The sequence below is a fragment of the Paenibacillus vini genome, assembly GCF_018403325.1.
GTDB lineage: Bacteria > Bacillota > Bacilli > Paenibacillales > Paenibacillaceae > Fontibacillus > Fontibacillus vini.
Map to the genome: position 1 here is coordinate 12,976 of NZ_BOSL01000026.1, position 14,871 is coordinate 27,846.

General features: G+C 43.7%; 28 protein-coding genes. All 28 read left to right on the forward strand.

Annotated elements, in window-relative coordinates:
* Positions 1 to 7 precede the first annotated feature (7 nt).
* The 28 genes from KJS57_RS24580 to KJS57_RS24710 all read left to right on the forward strand — a co-directional run bounded on the left by KJS57_RS24580 (position 8) and on the right by KJS57_RS24710 (position 14,783).
* Complete coding sequence (locus KJS57_RS24580) at positions 8 to 169, forward strand: hypothetical protein (RefSeq protein WP_213656655.1); 162 nt, start codon at positions 8 to 10, stop codon at positions 167 to 169.
* A gap of 13 nt (positions 170 to 182) precedes the next feature.
* Positions 183 to 542: a hypothetical protein gene (locus tag KJS57_RS24585; RefSeq protein ID WP_213656656.1), complete on the forward strand. Its 360-nt coding sequence runs from the start codon at positions 183 to 185 to the stop codon at positions 540 to 542.
* A 15-nt stretch (positions 543 to 557) separates the two neighbouring features.
* Positions 558 to 692 (forward strand): hypothetical protein, encoded by a 135-nt coding sequence (locus KJS57_RS26645; protein WP_280520405.1) that lies wholly within the window; start codon positions 558 to 560, stop codon positions 690 to 692.
* Positions 693 to 1,023: 331 nt separating this feature from the next.
* A complete protein-coding gene (locus KJS57_RS24590; protein ID WP_213656657.1) occupies positions 1,024 to 1,893 on the forward strand; it encodes a DUF3102 domain-containing protein in 870 nt (289 codons plus the stop codon).
* Positions 1,894 to 1,906: 13 nt separating this feature from the next.
* Positions 1,907 to 2,341 (forward strand): ORF6C domain-containing protein, encoded by a 435-nt coding sequence (locus KJS57_RS24595; RefSeq protein WP_213656658.1) that lies wholly within the window; start codon positions 1,907 to 1,909, stop codon positions 2,339 to 2,341.
* Between the two features lie 28 nt (positions 2,342 to 2,369).
* A complete protein-coding gene (locus tag KJS57_RS24600) occupies positions 2,370 to 2,726 on the forward strand; it encodes a hypothetical protein (RefSeq protein ID WP_213656659.1) in 357 nt (118 codons plus the stop codon).
* A 42-nt stretch (positions 2,727 to 2,768) separates the two neighbouring features.
* Positions 2,769 to 3,572 (forward strand): DNA-methyltransferase, encoded by an 804-nt coding sequence (locus KJS57_RS24605; protein WP_213656660.1) that lies wholly within the window; start codon positions 2,769 to 2,771, stop codon positions 3,570 to 3,572.
* Between the two features lie 18 nt (positions 3,573 to 3,590).
* A complete protein-coding gene (locus KJS57_RS24610; RefSeq protein WP_213656661.1) occupies positions 3,591 to 3,767 on the forward strand; it encodes a hypothetical protein in 177 nt (58 codons plus the stop codon).
* 162 nt (positions 3,768 to 3,929) lie between these two features.
* A complete protein-coding gene (locus KJS57_RS24615; protein ID WP_213656662.1) occupies positions 3,930 to 4,070 on the forward strand; it encodes a hypothetical protein in 141 nt (46 codons plus the stop codon).
* A gap of 1 nt (position 4,071) precedes the next feature.
* Positions 4,072 to 4,251, forward strand: a complete 180-nt coding sequence (locus KJS57_RS24620; protein WP_213656663.1) for a hypothetical protein — start codon at positions 4,072 to 4,074, stop codon at positions 4,249 to 4,251.
* Positions 4,252 to 4,325: 74 nt separating this feature from the next.
* Positions 4,326 to 4,520 (forward strand): hypothetical protein, encoded by a 195-nt coding sequence (locus KJS57_RS24625; protein WP_213656664.1) that lies wholly within the window; start codon positions 4,326 to 4,328, stop codon positions 4,518 to 4,520.
* A complete protein-coding gene (locus KJS57_RS24630; RefSeq protein WP_213656665.1) occupies positions 4,483 to 4,686 on the forward strand; it encodes a hypothetical protein in 204 nt (67 codons plus the stop codon). Before KJS57_RS24625 ends, KJS57_RS24630 begins: the two co-directional genes overlap by 38 nt.
* 68 nt (positions 4,687 to 4,754) lie before the next feature.
* Positions 4,755 to 5,621, forward strand: coding sequence for a YqaJ viral recombinase family nuclease (locus tag KJS57_RS24635; RefSeq protein WP_213656666.1), 867 nt, complete (start codon positions 4,755 to 4,757; stop codon positions 5,619 to 5,621).
* Complete coding sequence (locus KJS57_RS24640) at positions 5,621 to 6,595, forward strand: recombinase RecT (protein ID WP_213656667.1); 975 nt, start codon at positions 5,621 to 5,623, stop codon at positions 6,593 to 6,595. The genes KJS57_RS24635 and KJS57_RS24640 overlap by 1 nt, the downstream gene beginning before the upstream one ends.
* Positions 6,596 to 6,889: 294 nt before the next feature.
* Positions 6,890 to 7,720: a DnaD domain-containing protein gene (locus KJS57_RS24645; RefSeq protein WP_213656668.1), complete on the forward strand. Its 831-nt coding sequence runs from the start codon at positions 6,890 to 6,892 to the stop codon at positions 7,718 to 7,720.
* A complete protein-coding gene (locus KJS57_RS24650) occupies positions 7,677 to 8,954 on the forward strand; it encodes a replicative DNA helicase (RefSeq protein ID WP_213656669.1) in 1,278 nt (425 codons plus the stop codon). Before KJS57_RS24645 ends, KJS57_RS24650 begins: the two co-directional genes overlap by 44 nt.
* Positions 8,917 to 9,330 carry a hypothetical protein gene (locus KJS57_RS24655; protein ID WP_213656670.1) on the forward strand — a complete coding sequence of 138 codons (414 nt, stop codon included), beginning with the start codon at positions 8,917 to 8,919 and terminating at the stop codon, positions 9,328 to 9,330. Before KJS57_RS24650 ends, KJS57_RS24655 begins: the two co-directional genes overlap by 38 nt.
* Positions 9,287 to 9,550, forward strand: coding sequence for a hypothetical protein (locus tag KJS57_RS24660; RefSeq protein ID WP_213656671.1), 264 nt, complete (start codon positions 9,287 to 9,289; stop codon positions 9,548 to 9,550). The genes KJS57_RS24655 and KJS57_RS24660 overlap by 44 nt, the downstream gene beginning before the upstream one ends.
* 168 nt (positions 9,551 to 9,718) lie before the next feature.
* Positions 9,719 to 10,252: a RuvC family protein gene (locus tag KJS57_RS24665; protein WP_213656672.1), complete on the forward strand. Its 534-nt coding sequence runs from the start codon at positions 9,719 to 9,721 to the stop codon at positions 10,250 to 10,252.
* A 1-nt stretch (position 10,253) separates the two neighbouring features.
* On the forward strand, positions 10,254 to 10,853 hold the full coding sequence (locus KJS57_RS24670; RefSeq protein WP_213656673.1) for a dUTP diphosphatase: 600 nt from the start codon (positions 10,254 to 10,256) through the stop codon (positions 10,851 to 10,853).
* A gap of 162 nt (positions 10,854 to 11,015) precedes the next feature.
* Complete coding sequence (locus KJS57_RS24675) at positions 11,016 to 11,348, forward strand: hypothetical protein (RefSeq protein ID WP_213656674.1); 333 nt, start codon at positions 11,016 to 11,018, stop codon at positions 11,346 to 11,348.
* Between the two features lie 32 nt (positions 11,349 to 11,380).
* Positions 11,381 to 11,635, forward strand: coding sequence for a hypothetical protein (locus KJS57_RS24680; protein WP_213656675.1), 255 nt, complete (start codon positions 11,381 to 11,383; stop codon positions 11,633 to 11,635).
* 30 nt (positions 11,636 to 11,665) lie between these two features.
* Positions 11,666 to 11,848 carry a hypothetical protein gene (locus tag KJS57_RS24685; protein WP_213656676.1) on the forward strand — a complete coding sequence of 61 codons (183 nt, stop codon included), beginning with the start codon at positions 11,666 to 11,668 and terminating at the stop codon, positions 11,846 to 11,848.
* Positions 11,841 to 12,206: a hypothetical protein gene (locus tag KJS57_RS24690; protein ID WP_213656677.1), complete on the forward strand. Its 366-nt coding sequence runs from the start codon at positions 11,841 to 11,843 to the stop codon at positions 12,204 to 12,206. The genes KJS57_RS24685 and KJS57_RS24690 overlap by 8 nt, the downstream gene beginning before the upstream one ends.
* A 93-nt stretch (positions 12,207 to 12,299) precedes the next feature.
* A complete protein-coding gene (locus KJS57_RS24695; protein ID WP_244861700.1) occupies positions 12,300 to 13,214 on the forward strand; it encodes a phosphoadenosine phosphosulfate reductase domain-containing protein in 915 nt (304 codons plus the stop codon).
* 18 nt (positions 13,215 to 13,232) lie between these two features.
* Positions 13,233 to 14,015: a DNA cytosine methyltransferase gene (locus tag KJS57_RS24700; protein ID WP_213656678.1), complete on the forward strand. Its 783-nt coding sequence runs from the start codon at positions 13,233 to 13,235 to the stop codon at positions 14,013 to 14,015.
* 58 nt (positions 14,016 to 14,073) lie between these two features.
* The gene (locus KJS57_RS24705) at positions 14,074 to 14,511 is read left to right on the forward strand and encodes a hypothetical protein (protein ID WP_213656679.1); all 438 of its coding nucleotides are present in this window, start codon (positions 14,074 to 14,076) and stop codon (positions 14,509 to 14,511) included.
* Positions 14,508 to 14,783 (forward strand): hypothetical protein, encoded by a 276-nt coding sequence (locus KJS57_RS24710; protein WP_213656680.1) that lies wholly within the window; start codon positions 14,508 to 14,510, stop codon positions 14,781 to 14,783. Before KJS57_RS24705 ends, KJS57_RS24710 begins: the two co-directional genes overlap by 4 nt.
* The last annotated feature ends 88 nt before the right edge of the window (positions 14,784 to 14,871 follow it).

The following is a 14,871-nucleotide window of genomic DNA, read 5'->3' on the forward strand; positions in this document are numbered from 1 at the left end:
TGATGTAATGCCTGAAAACATTAGTAATAATCAAGCAAAAAAACCAGAAGGGATGTCAGATAGAGCATGGATAAACCTCCATAAGGTCTTAGCAAAGATTCATGTGAATCACTTTAGTGAAATTCAAGAACTTCAAAAAGAAAGGGAAAGAAAAAAAGAAGCCATATGAAAGGAGTAACCAAATGGAAGCAAATGCAATCGTACTAACTCAAGAACAGTATGAGCAAATGCGAGAATCCCTCAAAGCAGAACTGATGAATGAACTCGAAAAACTTCAGCCATCAACAACAAGAGGGATTTACACACCTGAATGGATTGGTGTGAGGGAAGACTTGGAGTCTCTTTTACAGAGTGACTATAACAATGGATGCGGTCACTGGTACCAGAACCAACAAGGATTGTATGCGGCGTTCAGGTTGGCGTTCAGGAAGGAAAGGGCGAGTCACTTTCGATTTATTGAACAAGGCCGTATGAGGAACTTCTACTCTGAGTTGATGGCATTGATCAATAAATATCGTAGTGGACAAGACTTAACCGATTAGGAGGTGAGAAGAGAGATGGAAAACAAAAACGTTGCTGAAGTGAAACTGAATATCAACACGGAAGATTTGAAGAGAAAGCTGGATGAAATAGAAAACCAACTTGATCGGATTTTGACCAAGCTGGCAAAGGTTCACGAATTGCAAAACTAATTACCGGAACTTTTTGAATGCCTTCTCTAACTTGTCAAATGACTTATTGAATTCATTTAGAGATTTATCGGCATCTTTCAATGACTTTTCGGTGGTCTCATCATGGTTGATTACAATTTCTTGACCACAATTCGCACATTCGACAGAAGAGTTTGGAGTTAGGACCTTCTTGAATTCAACCTGGAACGTTTTATTGCAAGATGGACAATCGACCTCAACCTCTTCATCACCAAACAAATTTTCTAGAGTTAAATCTTTCAGTATAATCACCTCCCTTTTATTCCAGTATTCGACAGGGAGAACAAAAGTCCTATTAGAAAGGCTGGTGAATATGAACGAATTACAACTATCGACTGATCTGCAAGTGATCACAGCGGAAATAAACAGCTACAAGCAAATAGCTGGGCAGTCAGTGTTTGAGATCGGGAAGAGATTGAAGCACGTGAAAGAAAACGACTTGGCGCATGGCGAGTTTGGGAAATGGGCAGAGGAAAAGTTAGGCTTCCATGTTACAACAACCAGCCGAATGATCGCAGCCTATGAACAATTTGGAGAAATTAGCGACGTCGCTAAAATTGGAAACGCCAATATATTTGAAATGCTAACCTTGCCCGAATCAATAGATCGATCCGAATTCATCGAACAAGAACATGTCATACCTTCAACCGGCGAATCTAAAAAAGTCGATGATATGACGGTAAAAGAACTTCGAGAAGTAAAGAAGTCATTAAAAGCGGCAGAACAACGGGCCGAGGATGCAGAAAAGAAGGTGGGTTTCCTCTCGGACAAGTTGCAAGAGGAAATGAACAAGCCCCGGGAAGTCGTTACAAAAGAGGTTGTTCCAGCCAAGATACAGCAAGAACTAAGCGAAAAGGACAAGCTTCTGCAACTCGCAAAGAGTCAGTTGAACAGTCTCCAAGATGAATTGAAAGCTATTAAGCTGAACAGCACGAACGACTTCGACGACGAATTTGCGGATAAGAAAATGAAACGGCTGGAACGTGAAGCAAACATCGAAACTCTGCAACTTGCGGTTAGTATCAAACAGTTTTTGAAGGATGCATCTTTAACAGCGTTTCAGGAAGGTGCACTCGCGGCGGCAAGCCCTAACGTTAAGCAAAGGATGTTCGAGAACGTGGAGCTTCTGGAAAGCTTCACAAAGTCAATCAAATCAGCCTTACAAGGCAGAATCCAAATTTGAGGAGGAATATGAAATGGCTATGAATTTACCAGTTTCAAAAAACGAAAATGTATTCTCCATCCTGGAGCAATCGCTCTCCAATCAAAGAAACAACCTGCAAACGATGGAAATGATGGTCGGTGAGATGAAGTCCATCAAAGAAGATGTTTCGAAACAGCACGAAGAAATTCAGGCGCTGGCTAAGCAGATCCAAGATGAGAACCGGCTACTACCTTCTGAAATTGACGATCTGTATCAAGCGGTCGTGCTTAAATCCATCAATACAGTAAGGGCTACATCTACCCTTGAAGGGAAAGAATTCAAAGCCGAAGTCGGCAGAACCAGAAGATTTATCTGGAACAAGTTAAATCGGAAATTCGGTACCAGCAAGTACATTCATCTTCCACGGAAACACTTTGACGAGGCTCTTGAGTTTGTCAGAACGTTTTCTATCCTGGATCACATTTAGGAAGAATCGGCGTAAGGAGGGCGACAAAGTGCCATCAACCTATGACACTGCTCAAATGACAGTCTTTAAAATGCAGTGGGAAATTATTGCGGACAAGTTGAAGCAAGGCGTAAACGGCATTGAATGGCTAGTCCTAAACACCACTACAAAGAAAAGCAGAACGGAGACATTAGCGGATTGGATTGAACAGTTAGCAGCTTATGGGCATACGAATTTAGACACAGTTATGAAAGATGCACTGACTATGGATTCCGAAAAATTCTATAGCGTGTATGGATTTAACTGGTGGATGTCAGTGAGCTATACACTAACATACCTAGTTCTTTTGAGACAGCGGGATTATGATCGTTATTTCGACTTTCTCAATTCTATACAACGATCGTAAAGGAATTATCTATTGGGACTTTGGTGTGAAAGGGGTTAAAGAATGGCGGCCAAAATGGAATTATACCATGATCATTTTCAAAATTTTAAACGATACAACATACCCAGGGCTCAACTTGTTATAGCCGATATCCCTTACAACCTAGGGAACAACGCCTATGCATCAAGTAACCAGTGGTATATCGACGGGGACAACAAAAACGGCGAGAGCAAGCTGGCGAACAAGTCATTCTTCAAAACGGATGAAAACTTTAACTTGGCTGAATATATGCACTTTTGCAGTAAGTTATTGCGCAAAGAGCCAAAAGAAAAGAATGAAGCCCCGGCTATGATTGTATTTTGCTCATACCAGCAGATGCCCATGATCGAGGAATACGGCAAGAGATATGGCTTTAAAAACTCGTACCCTTTGTTCTTTGTAAAGAACACCAGTTCACAGGTTCTTAAGGCGAATATGAAGATCGTAGGGGCCACAGAACATGCTGTAGTGCTGTATCGGGACAAGTTACCGAAGTTCCGCAATGGCAAGACGGAAACGTCAACGGGGCGCATGATCAAAAACTGGTTCGAGTGGAAACGAGATAACGCTAAAGAGTACCCGAAAATTCATCCTACACAGAAGCCTGTGAAAATCCTGAAAGAACTGATTGAGATTTTTACAGATGAAGGCGACGTAATCATCGACCCGTGCGCCGGAAGCGGTTCTTCCTTACGGGCGGCATACGAATTAAACCGTCCCAGCTTCGGATTCGAGATTGAAAAAGAATTTTATAATGCCGCAAAAGAATCGATGCTGAACCTTGAAAACATAAACCCGATCGAACAGCTTGAAATGCTGGAAATCTAACGAAGGAGGGACAAGCCCATGCATATGGACCCGGCAGAAGTGTTAAGAGAAACGTTTCAGAATCTGCTTAACCGCAAAGTAACACCGGAACAGCTTCAGGACTTTATCGACCGCTCACGCAATTATCATTCTGGTGATCAGGAAATGTCCGCTGTGTTGGACGAACTACAAAACAAAATACCGAAAGGAGCATGACAATGATACTCAGCGTTTGTCCTGACTGTTACAAAAACGGAAAGATTGTTGAAGGCAGATTCTTGAACCATGTACGACAAGATTTCATGTATGTATGCACTATGTATCATTGCGATACCTGTAAAAAGAGTTACCAAGAACGCAAATGAAAGGAGCATGACCATGAACGCTGTCGAACGCAGAATTGCTGAACTCCGCTGGATGTTAGAAAGCGGAATTGTAACAGACCCATGTTGGATTAACTTTTTGAAAATGGAAATCGAGGAACTGGGGGATGGATTCACAAGATCGGAGGCGGCATAACATGTGGGTTGACCAAATGACAGACGAGCAAAAGCGCGAATATGGATTTGTAGATTTAAGCATTTATGAAATGGAGCGCCTTGGTTACGTACTTGCTAAAAACGGATGGAAGAAGGTGCAGCCTAGTGATCATGTGCGGGTGTGGCAGGGAGGCGAAATACGAAGTCTACGAACACAATGAGCCGCATTGCGAAAGTTGCCTTAAAGAGGCCATTGATTGCTCAGTATATGTACACGTTAGGAGGTTAGATCCGCTTGAATACACCACAGCGCAAGAAAGCGAGAGATGATTTCAAAGCACTTTTTGCGCTCAGCAGAGTAGCCGGGGAAAACAAAAACGGATACTTCATTTTTAAAAGTTTGGTACACATGCAAGAATACGAACGCATTTTGCGAGAAATGGAGAGTAGGAATGAGCGATTATCTCAGCAGAGCAATCCAGAAGCTTAAGCACTTGCAGGATCAAACTACTAATGTCACTTTTGGAGCGGCTCAGCAACAGGTTGGTTGGTTCTTCATGAATGATTTCCAGTCTGTTATCGACGATCTGGAGACGCATAAAATCATGTTGGAACAGACGAAAACGCCCCCGGCGGCAACCGAGGACGTTGGATAAGCAATTTGAAATTAAATGTTACGGACACAATAACACATTTTTTAGGAGGTTGTAAAGGGGGAGAAGTTTTGCAGGCTATCAGACTTGTAAGCACAAAAGACATGTCACATGATGATTGGTTGGATTGGAGACGTAAGGGCATAGGCGGATCTGATGTAGCTGCTATCTGCGGTTTGAGTCGTTACAGATCACCTATGGAAGTGTATTTGGACAAGCTTGGCGAAATACCGCCGATTGATGACAATCCAAAAATGTTGGCAGGGCGTAAACTGGAACCATTTATAGCTGATTGGTTCGCAGAAGAAACGGGATTGAAGGTATGGCGACAAAACTATATATTCCGACATTCAGAACATGAATTTATGTTTGCCAATATTGATCGGTGGCTTCCGGGTCTAAATGCAGGTTTAGAAATAAAAAACACGTCCGAATATGGACGCGAAGACTGGTCAGGGACACAAGCTCCCCAAGAATATGTTTTACAGTGCAATCATTATATGGCTGTTACCGGTGCTGATCGGTGGTATATAGCGGTTCTGATAGGTGGATGGGACTTTCAATGGCGCATCATCGAAAGGGATGACGAACTGATCAATAACCTGATCGTAGTCGAGCGTGAGTTCTGGACAAACCATGTTCTAGCAAAAGTACCACCAGCATTTTCGCATCAAGACACACAACGGTTGGGCGAGATGTTTCCACAATCTAATTCAGATAGCATCGACCTAGGAGAAGACGCTTACCCGATTATACAACAATTATTGGAAGCCCGTAAGGTTAAAGCTAATGCAGTTATGCAAGAACAGACTGCAAAGAATCAAATCAAAGGCATGATGGGCGAAGCGGAGCGCGCTTATTGGCAAGGTGAATTAGCGTTTACGTGGAAGACCGGAGCTAAGAGTCGGACATTTAGAGTAATCGGAGGTAATGACTAATGACTAATAAAACTGTGGATCAATCTAATCTTTCAAATCAGTTAGCGGTTAAGGCCGGAAAGAAGTTCGAAGACTTCAACTCTGTAATTAAAAAGGAATTATCTGATAATTTTCAAGCTATCAAATCTCTTGTACCAAAACATATGACTCCTGAACGCCTGGCTAGAATCACACTAACAGCAATCAGCCGCACTCCTAAATTAGCGGAATGTACACCAGCATCAATTGTCGGGGCAGTTATGAATTGCGCAACACTGGGCCTTGAACCAAATTTAATAGGACATGCATATCTTGTGCCGTTCTATAACAACAAAGTTGGGGCGATGGAGTGTCAGTTCCAAATAGGATATAAAGGACAAATTGACCTGATTCGGCGTACTGGTGATGTGTCAAAGATTTATGCTGAGACCGTTTATGAGAATGATTTATTTGTATATATCAAAGGCGAAGATAAACGACTAGTTCATGTTCCGTTCGATATGCTCCATCTTCTGGATAACTTCATACCCGATAGAAACAAAGACTTTATGGACCTCATGATCGAGGAAGCCATTAAAGACATTAAGAATAAGAACCCTAAAGATCAAGGGAAAGCAGTTAGGTATTATTCTGCCTATCGCTTAAAAGATGGTTCATTCGACTTCACAACGATGACCGTTGAACAAAGCTTAATGCATGCTAATAAATTTTCAAAATCGAAATATAATGGCAAACTTACCGGGCCATGGGCTGACCACTTTGACAGCATGTGTAAAAAAACATGCATTAAGGAAATGGCAAAGTATATGCCAATCAGCATTGAGATTCAAGAAAAACTCGCACTTGATGAAGCTGTGTTAAAACCAAGAAAAGATAACGGTATTGAATCAGACAATATTTTTGATGTTGATTACAAGGTTTTAGAAGACGAACAGGGTGGTGAAGATGGTGAACCAGTTCCATCCAGTACCGAAACCCAATCACAGACGACGTAAGCCCACTAGCAAGATGAGAGGGCGAATCACACCGGAAGTATACCAAGCGGCGCTAGAGCGATCAGGAGGACGCTGTGAACGATGTGGAGGCCCCGGACCATTGGAAGCTGCACATTTAGTCCGGCGTTGGAAAATTGAAGTTAGTACCACAGTAAACGACATTGCAATGTTATGCGGTCCCTCAGTTAATACAGGGACCTGTCATAACTGGATTGATTACACAGCTAAGGGCCGAGAGTGGGCCGAGGATTACAGGAATCGACTTTATCAAAAGGCAAAAGAGTAGGTGGTGACATGTCGGGATGGATTAAGCTCCATCGGAAGGTTACAAAAAGCCCCATGTACCGACAACTGAACAGCAAGCAGAGGGATGTGATGATGACCGTTCTTCTGCTTGCAAATCATGAATCTAACACATGGGAATTTCGCGGAGAAATTTACGAAGTACAGCCGGGACAGTTCATAACTTCACTTGATAGCTTGAAAGAACATTGCGCTTCTGACGTAACGACACAAAACATAAGAACTGCTTTGTTGAAATTAGAAAAGCATGGTTTTTTAACAAACGAATCAACAAAGAAGAACAGGCTGATAACCGTTGTAAACTGGGGTATTTATCAGGGTTGTGCTGAACCGACTAACAAAGGGACTAACCGACAGCCAACAAACAACCAACAGACAGGTAACAATCAACTAACAACTAACAAGAATGATAAAGAAGTAAATAAAGAAGAAGAAGAAGAAGCCGCGTACGCGCGAGTGATTGACTATTACCAGCGAAACATTGGCTTTATGGCTCCATTGCAATATGAGTATGTGATTGACTGGCTTAAAACTTTTGAAGCTGATGTGCTGATGTACGCTATACGGTTAGCGGTAGATCGGGGAGCGCCGAAGTGGGCATATGTTAATCGCACTCTGGAAGCGTGGCATAGAGACGGAGCAAAGACGCTGGAAGATTGCAAGGCGCTAACAGTCCAGTTTGAGAACAAAAACGAAAGCAAGGGCCGGGGAAGAGTGGAAGAGAGAAAAGCGCCACAACTTGATCTATACGTACCAACAGAAGAAGAGGTGAAATTCCTTGAAAACATCAACAAACGCAGAAGTGAGGCAGGCAACAGCTAACGAGGAACTGTTAGGGGCCTTTTTGAAAGACCCCTCACTTTTCCCAAACTATAAAGCAGGACTTACACCGGATCATTTCGGGGAGTATGACTGGCTATACAAAATCATGCTGGAGACGGATGCCGAGGAAGGATTGAGTTTCAAAGGCGTTGTCCAACGGTGTGAAGCTACAGAACTAAAGACCCTACACTTTTTACGATCATCATATTTCAGCGAGACCCGGATCCCGGGATTGATTCGCACTTTGAAAAAGTCACTCTTACAACAAAGGCTACTCGGACTATCCCGGCAAGTTGTAGACGATGCGGTAGGCGGCAAGGACCCGGACGAAATGTTAAGGGACATACAAAAGACAGCCTTTAACCTTACAACCAGCGAGAGCAAGGACACTAGCGATCCGGACAGGGACGTAGAGGATTGGGTACAGCATGTATTTGAACTTGCGAATGATCCATCCATAGCGTTCGGACAAATGACTGGACTAACCCCTATCGACAGCATGACAACCGGCTGGCATCGAACAGACTTTAGCGTCATCGGCGCACGTACCAGCATGGGTAAAACGGCGTTCGTGGTAGAAATGCTGCTGAGACTAAGCCAAAAGGGTTATAAGTGCGCAATGTTTTCGCTCGAAATGTCCAAGAAGCAACTTTATTTTCGGATGATGTCCAATCTGATGGAAGTAAACTTCGAACAATTCCGGACTGGGAGACTTGCACCGAACCACTATGAACGAGTCAACAAGTACAAGGACGAGCTTAAAAGGCTGTATATCGACGATACCCGAGCAGTGTCGGCGGATTACATTACCGACGAGATGCGGCGCTTAAAACGAACGAGAGGGCTTGATTTCGTGGTAGTCGATTATCTGCAGGACGTGAAGGAGCAAGGTGAAGTAAACGACAACGGAGGCAGCGCACTTGCTAGGGTATGCAGGAAGCTGAGAGCAGCGGCACAGGAAAATGACTGTCATATCATGGGCCTATCTCAAGTAGTTCGAGGCGTGGAGGATCGGAAGGATAAACGACCAGGTAACGCGGACCTATCGGGCAGTACAGGGATTGAAACGAGCGCCGATGTGATCGCCTTGCTTTATCGGGATGACTACTATGACCCGAACACAGACAAGCCGAATGTCCTAGAAGTCAACTTCACAAAGCAACGCAACGGTAAAACCGGAAAGGTGGAACTCCACTATGACCGAACAACCCAACGAATTACAGAACGTTACTGAGGATAAAGACCAGCTAATCGAACGATATCAAGAAATCCTGATGCGGCAAGTTGAAGCGGCCTACGAAAAAGGCGATATGGAACCCGATGTGTACATGCTTTTCATGAGCAAGGTTTGTGAAGCGGAAACGAAGGAAGAAGCTTACGACTACTATCAGGATGTATTCGCAGAACTAGCAGACTACCATGAAGACCGCTTGCAAGCTCGGATATTGAAAGGCGCGGAGTACATCGAATCTATCGGGCCAGAACATCCGCACTATACAGCCGCAATGAAAAAATATGATGACCTTTGCGAACAATTGAACGAACAAAAAGAAAGGAGACGAGCGAATGATCGCGGTGGAAGAAAGAGAATCTCCGAAAAGGCAAATTAACCCTTTAGGCTTGGCTGATCGAGTCTACGTTGCTAGATACTACGAATACGATGGGCCAAACACACTAGGGGCGTTGTTTGGGAAAAGCAAGCAAACCATTGAATCACTCATGAAAACAATGAAAAATTCCGGCGAGTACGATATATACCGCAATCTAACGGATGAAGAGTACGAAAAGATGATTAACGCAGCTGAAAGGAGTGGGAAATATGACATGTGAAATGCCAGGATGCGAACGAGTGGCGAAAAAGAGATGGAGAACAATACCAATTTGCAATAGTTGTCACGGCAAACTAAGAAAGGAAACACTCTCGTTTTATGACGGTCGGACGAAACCAGAGAATCGCAGAATGTACAAGCAGTTTAAGGAAGTGGAGGCGAAGGCGAAATGAGATTTGTAGGAATCGACCCAAGCACCAAAACAGGACTTGTTATCTTAGACGAGCAAGGAAATGTGTGGGACAAAAAAGAAATCCATCTCAAGAACGGCATATATTCCAGCAGCGAGGAACTTCATGAATACGGGATAGACATTGTTCAAAGCATCCCCAGTAACTCTGTAATCTGCATTGAAGGCTTCTCATACGGTTCCAAAGGTAAAGGAGTGAGCACCCAATACGGCGTAGGGTTTTCAATCAGATTTGCTTTAGCGGATGTAGGATTGAAATTTATCGAAGTCACTCCAAGCCAGGTGAAGAAGTTCGCCACCGGAAAAGGGAACACACCGAAAGATGGAATGGTATTGCCGATCTATCGCAACTGGGGATTCGAGGACAATTCAGATAACATACGTGACGCGTTTGTACTGGCTGAAATAGCCCGGCATATCCGTGGGGGTGCAGTTGGTCATAAATATCAACAGGAAGTCGTACAAGCCATCCTAGAGCCCTCAAAACCTAAAAAGAAATCAAAGGCGGTGTAACATGAATCTCACTAAACTTTTTGAAATGCAACGCGTACTGGACGAACGGATTGTGAAGGAGAAAGGTTTGGAAGGACAGGACCTATTGCCACAAAAGATTCTAGCGCTCCAGGTTGAACTTGGGGAGTGTGCACAAAATTGGCGAGGGTTCAAGTATTGGAGTAAGGACCAGAAGCCACGGACGATTATGGAGCATCTTTGTACCGAATGTGATGGTAGAGGGCAAACGGAAGATCGATTCGGAATTTACGATTGCGAAGGGTGCGGTGGAAATCCGGTAATTAAAACTTCTAACCCGCTCCTGGAAGAGTATATCGATTGTCTCCATTTCATATTGTCGATTGGATTGGTTGATGACCTGTACGAGAACTTATCAATTGATCTTGTATCACTCAAAACGGATTCAATCACTAAAAGTTTTATTCGAATTTTTAATCAGATCGGGCAACTTGAATGCGACTTCGACGCTTACGAATATCAAAACTTAATTGAATACTTTCTTGGACTAGGTGAAATGCTCGGTTTCACCTGGGAACAAATCGAAGAGGCATACATGAGCAAAAACCAGACGAACCACAAGCGGCAGGACACCGGATATTAATAGATACCGTTTCAAGCCCCTAAGAGCGTGATTCTGGCGGCTTTGGACATACGGAAGTATAAACGGAAGGGTAAAACAGACGGAAGCCCATAAGCCCATAGAAACGGCTTAACCATTAAACAGAGTTTTCGGATAGATAAACTGTGAGAGGAAGATGAACGGATGGAAGATTTCAAAAAGTTACTTGTTCGGTGTTCGCCTGGAATGTACGAAAGAGTTGTAATTGGGGATTTCGGATTGTCGATTCAAGCGAGTTCCACACATTACAGTTCGCCAAGGAAAACATTGAGTGACGCGCAGGATTATAACGAATTTGAATTGGCGATTTTCGAGAATGACGAATGGATTGATCCCCTAGAAGATGAACGGTTTGTTGAAGTTATAGGTTTGCTCAAAGACAGATATGAACCCGGACCATTTGGAGTGGGCGCATACATTCCTGACCACATTATTCAAACGGTTTGTAATTTTATCGAAACGAATCTAGCTGTCTAATCACCCCTCATCATCTAAAGGAGGAATAACAAATGAAAGTACAAATCGAAGGACAACTATATCTGGAATCGGACGAAAGACAGTTTGTGATTAAGCAATATAACGGCAAGGTAGACGATAAAGGCAAAGAGTTATTTCAGGCAAAAGGGTACTTTTCGAGCATTGAAGGAGCGATTAAGCACCTTGTAAAGATGAAGTTAATGGAGAGCACCTCTACAACACTCGGAGAGCTTCTAAGAGAAATTGAAAGCATCAAGGGGTACATTGAATCCAAGGTAACTATATAACGCCTGTAATGGGCTATAAGGAGGCTCCCCATGAATGACAAAACAATCCCGAGATTAACGAGCCGGGAAAGAAAATATAAAGACGCTGAATTCTTTGAAGAGGTAATCACTATTCTCAGGGATGAAGGATATAGCAGACATTGGAAAGACTTACGCAGAAAGCTCCATAAGTTGCTGGATAGATGTGAAAAGGCAGGTGAGTCCCATGAATGACCGGATACAAGAGATAAGAGAAAGACTTGAGGCGGCTAGTCCTGGTCCCTGGACAATTTATGAATATTCGGACTACAGAGGTTATGAGGTACACAAATACCCCATTGGTTATAAATCAGCCATAACAGGCTGGGGAAAAGTTTTACAGACGAAAGAAGACGCTTCGTTAATCGCAAATGCGCCGACAGACATTTCCTATCTCCTATCTGAAGTAGAAAGACTACAAACGGCGTTAGAGTTCTACGCAGACGAGAAAACATATGAAACGAATGTTGTTGATCAATGGGGACCCGTCACAAAAATTGATTTTGACTCAGGTGAGAGGGCCCGTACTAACCTATCCCACCTTAAAGGATAACCCTTATACACCCTTATACGGCTCGGGATTATTCGGACGATACGATGGCGGCATACGCCGCAACAAGCGCTAAACACGAGAGGGTGAACAGCATTGAGCATAAAAGATGTAATGTCTGTAAGCGGAGGCAAGGACTCTGCTGCTATGTGGATACTTGCGGTAAAGGAAATGGGCAAGGACGTGCTTCCTGTTTTCTGCGATACCGGCAATGAGCATCCAATGACTTATGAGTATGTAGATTATCTCGAAACTAAGTTGGGGCCGGTTATGAGAATTAAAGCTGATTTCTCTGAACGGATCGCTAATAAGCGCCAATACATCTTGGAACATTGGGAAGTTGACGGCGTACCTGTTGAGTTTATTAACAAAGCTGCTGAATTAATGGTTCCGACAGGAAACCCATTTCTGGACTTATGCATCTGGAAAGGTAGATTTCCTAGCACTAAAGCCAGATTCTGCACTCAATTCTTAAAGATTATACCGACTATGGAACAAGTGTATATGCCTCTCTTGGAAGAAGGCAATCAAGTTATCAGTTGGCAGGGAGTAAGGGCAGCCGAATCCGCAGCCCGAGCAAAGTTACCGGAGAGAGAAGATACACCAGAGGGATACAGCATATACAGGCCGTTATTGAAATGGTCGGCACGTGATGTGTTTGATATGCACCGTAAACACAGAATTGAACCCAATCCACTATACAAGCTTGGAATGGGGCGAGTAGGTTGCATGCCTTGTATCAACGCCAACAAAGCGGAACTATTCGAAATTCAGAGACGTTTCCCGGAAGAAGTGAAGCGCATAGCAGAGTGGGAAAACATTGTTTCTCAAGTTGCTAAGCGGCAAAGAGCAACATTCTTCCCAGATCGTGAAGGAAGCGGAATGACTGATATTCATGAGTGGGTTGAGTGGTCAAAGACATCTTATGGCGGTGGACAATACGACCTTCTGAAAATGATTGAACAAGAGGAATTTCCACAGTGCAGTAGTGTTTACGGGCTTTGCGAGTGACGAAGGAGGTAGAGCGCATTGAGAAAGCTCAGCTTATTCTCCGGGATCGGTGGAATTGACTTAGCAGCTCATTGGGTCGGTATGGAGACCGTGGCTTTCTGTGAAAGAGAGCCATTTCCGCAGAAGGTTCTTAAAAAGCACTGGCCCAATGTACCAATATACGACGATGTATGTACATTAACAGCCGAAAAGCTAAAGGAGGATGGAATCATTGGACCAGGCAGAGCAATTGGAATTATTTCCGCCGGATATCCTTGCCAGCCTTACAGTCTTGCCGGGGAGCGAAAAGGCTCGGAAGATGACCGCGCACTCTGGCCAGAAGTTAAGCGCCTACTTGAAGATATCCGACCCCGTTGGTTTGTTGGTGAAAATGTTGCTGGACACATCACTATGGGCCTCGATGACGTGCTTTCTGACTTGGACGACATCGGGTACACCTCACAACCGGTTGTTATTCCAGCTACAGCCATCGGAGCCTTACACCGCAGAGACAGGGTATTTGTTCTTTCCCACTCCTACGGCGAGCGATTATCGTGGCGGAAGATCGCCGGAAGCAGCGAAAAGATGCGGAAGAGGGGCGAACAACAATTTCAGGGATTATTGCAGACAGGTTTATGGACTCAAGTATCCGCCTCCGACTTTAGTGGAGAAAGCTATGGGATTTCCAGAAGGATGGACGGACATCGAGTGAAAGCATTGGGTAACGCAGTATTTCCGGCGCAAATCTACCCAGTAATGGCGTTTATCAAGGCGATAGACGACATGATGCACAAGGCCGAAGGCCATCAATCGACTGAATAAGCTTAGGGCAAAGCCCGGAGGCCGTATAAGACAATTTTAGAGGGGAGAAGTAAAAGGGATGAAAGAACGAATGACTGAAAGATTGACTGAAAAACGAATAGTCGAAATCACGAATGCGGCCATTGATGCGCCAAGTCATTTATTCAAAATCAAAGGTCGGGAATGGTGTATTGATTTACTCGGAGAAATCGAATTGCTTAACCAGCAGCTTACCGAGAAGGACGCAACCATAAAGAAGTTGCAAGACATGTCTCAACGTTGGGAAAAAGCTTTTACCAATGCAGATAAGCAATACCTGAAGAAAGAGAAAGAAGTAGCAGAGTTAAGAAAGATGATTGAATGGCGCGATGAACGCTTTAAAAACGCAAACGAGCAGTGCGACAGACTACGTAAAGCACTAGAAGAAATAGCTAGAATAGAATCTCACATCAACATCACAACAATCAGGATGCAGGAAATTGCAAAGTCTGCTTTAGGGGAAGGTGATAAGGAATGAACTATTACATTCTTAGTCTTAAGTGGTCAGCAGGAAAAGGCGAATATGTTTGGTGGCGTCCAGATAACAGCGGATACACCAATAACTTAAATCAGGCAGGGATATACAGCGAGGAAATGATAAAGGCAAAACCGCTTTACTACAAAAACACCTCAACTTATCCGGTTCCTGTTGAAACAGTAGAAAAGATGATCATTAACAGGGTTGTTCCTACGCTCGATGGCAATTGGAGTTTGATGGGGATTGATATCGGTACGTTGCAACACTATTAGCCCCTATACGGCTATAGAAGTGTAGACACAAAGAGAGAAAAGGTGGTGCTTGCTGTGATTTGTGATTATTGTAGCCAACCAAAGAATA

What these genes read in the sequence shown, in the direction of transcription:
- KJS57_RS24580 (WP_213656655.1), top strand. Translation starts at nt 8, where the DNA reads ATGCCTGAAAACATTAGTAATAATCAAGCAAAAAAACCAGAAGGGATG.
- KJS57_RS24585 (WP_213656656.1), top strand. Translation starts at nt 183, where the DNA reads ATGGAAGCAAATGCAATCGTACTAACTCAAGAACAGTATGAGCAAATG.
- KJS57_RS26645 (WP_280520405.1), top strand. Translation starts at nt 558, where the DNA reads ATGGAAAACAAAAACGTTGCTGAAGTGAAACTGAATATCAACACGGAA.
- KJS57_RS24590 (WP_213656657.1), top strand. Translation starts at nt 1,024, where the DNA reads ATGAACGAATTACAACTATCGACTGATCTGCAAGTGATCACAGCGGAA.
- KJS57_RS24595 (WP_213656658.1), top strand. Translation starts at nt 1,907, where the DNA reads ATGGCTATGAATTTACCAGTTTCAAAAAACGAAAATGTATTCTCCATC.
- KJS57_RS24605 (WP_213656660.1), top strand. Translation starts at nt 2,769, where the DNA reads ATGGCGGCCAAAATGGAATTATACCATGATCATTTTCAAAATTTTAAA.
- KJS57_RS24610 (WP_213656661.1), top strand. Translation starts at nt 3,591, where the DNA reads ATGCATATGGACCCGGCAGAAGTGTTAAGAGAAACGTTTCAGAATCTG.
- KJS57_RS24615 (WP_213656662.1), top strand. Translation starts at nt 3,930, where the DNA reads ATGAACGCTGTCGAACGCAGAATTGCTGAACTCCGCTGGATGTTAGAA.
- KJS57_RS24620 (WP_213656663.1), top strand. Translation starts at nt 4,072, where the DNA reads ATGTGGGTTGACCAAATGACAGACGAGCAAAAGCGCGAATATGGATTT.
- KJS57_RS24630 (WP_213656665.1), top strand. Translation starts at nt 4,483, where the DNA reads ATGAGCGATTATCTCAGCAGAGCAATCCAGAAGCTTAAGCACTTGCAG.
- KJS57_RS24640 (WP_213656667.1), top strand. Translation starts at nt 5,621, where the DNA reads ATGACTAATAAAACTGTGGATCAATCTAATCTTTCAAATCAGTTAGCG.
- KJS57_RS24645 (WP_213656668.1), top strand. Translation starts at nt 6,890, where the DNA reads ATGTCGGGATGGATTAAGCTCCATCGGAAGGTTACAAAAAGCCCCATG.
- KJS57_RS24655 (WP_213656670.1), top strand. Translation starts at nt 8,917, where the DNA reads ATGACCGAACAACCCAACGAATTACAGAACGTTACTGAGGATAAAGAC.
- KJS57_RS24660 (WP_213656671.1), top strand. Translation starts at nt 9,287, where the DNA reads ATGATCGCGGTGGAAGAAAGAGAATCTCCGAAAAGGCAAATTAACCCT.
- KJS57_RS24665 (WP_213656672.1), top strand. Translation starts at nt 9,719, where the DNA reads ATGAGATTTGTAGGAATCGACCCAAGCACCAAAACAGGACTTGTTATC.
- KJS57_RS24670 (WP_213656673.1), top strand. Translation starts at nt 10,254, where the DNA reads ATGAATCTCACTAAACTTTTTGAAATGCAACGCGTACTGGACGAACGG.
- KJS57_RS24675 (WP_213656674.1), top strand. Translation starts at nt 11,016, where the DNA reads ATGGAAGATTTCAAAAAGTTACTTGTTCGGTGTTCGCCTGGAATGTAC.
- KJS57_RS24680 (WP_213656675.1), top strand. Translation starts at nt 11,381, where the DNA reads ATGAAAGTACAAATCGAAGGACAACTATATCTGGAATCGGACGAAAGA.
- KJS57_RS24685 (WP_213656676.1), top strand. Translation starts at nt 11,666, where the DNA reads ATGAATGACAAAACAATCCCGAGATTAACGAGCCGGGAAAGAAAATAT.
- KJS57_RS24690 (WP_213656677.1), top strand. Translation starts at nt 11,841, where the DNA reads ATGAATGACCGGATACAAGAGATAAGAGAAAGACTTGAGGCGGCTAGT.
- KJS57_RS24705 (WP_213656679.1), top strand. Translation starts at nt 14,074, where the DNA reads ATGAAAGAACGAATGACTGAAAGATTGACTGAAAAACGAATAGTCGAA.
- KJS57_RS24710 (WP_213656680.1), top strand. Translation starts at nt 14,508, where the DNA reads ATGAACTATTACATTCTTAGTCTTAAGTGGTCAGCAGGAAAAGGCGAA.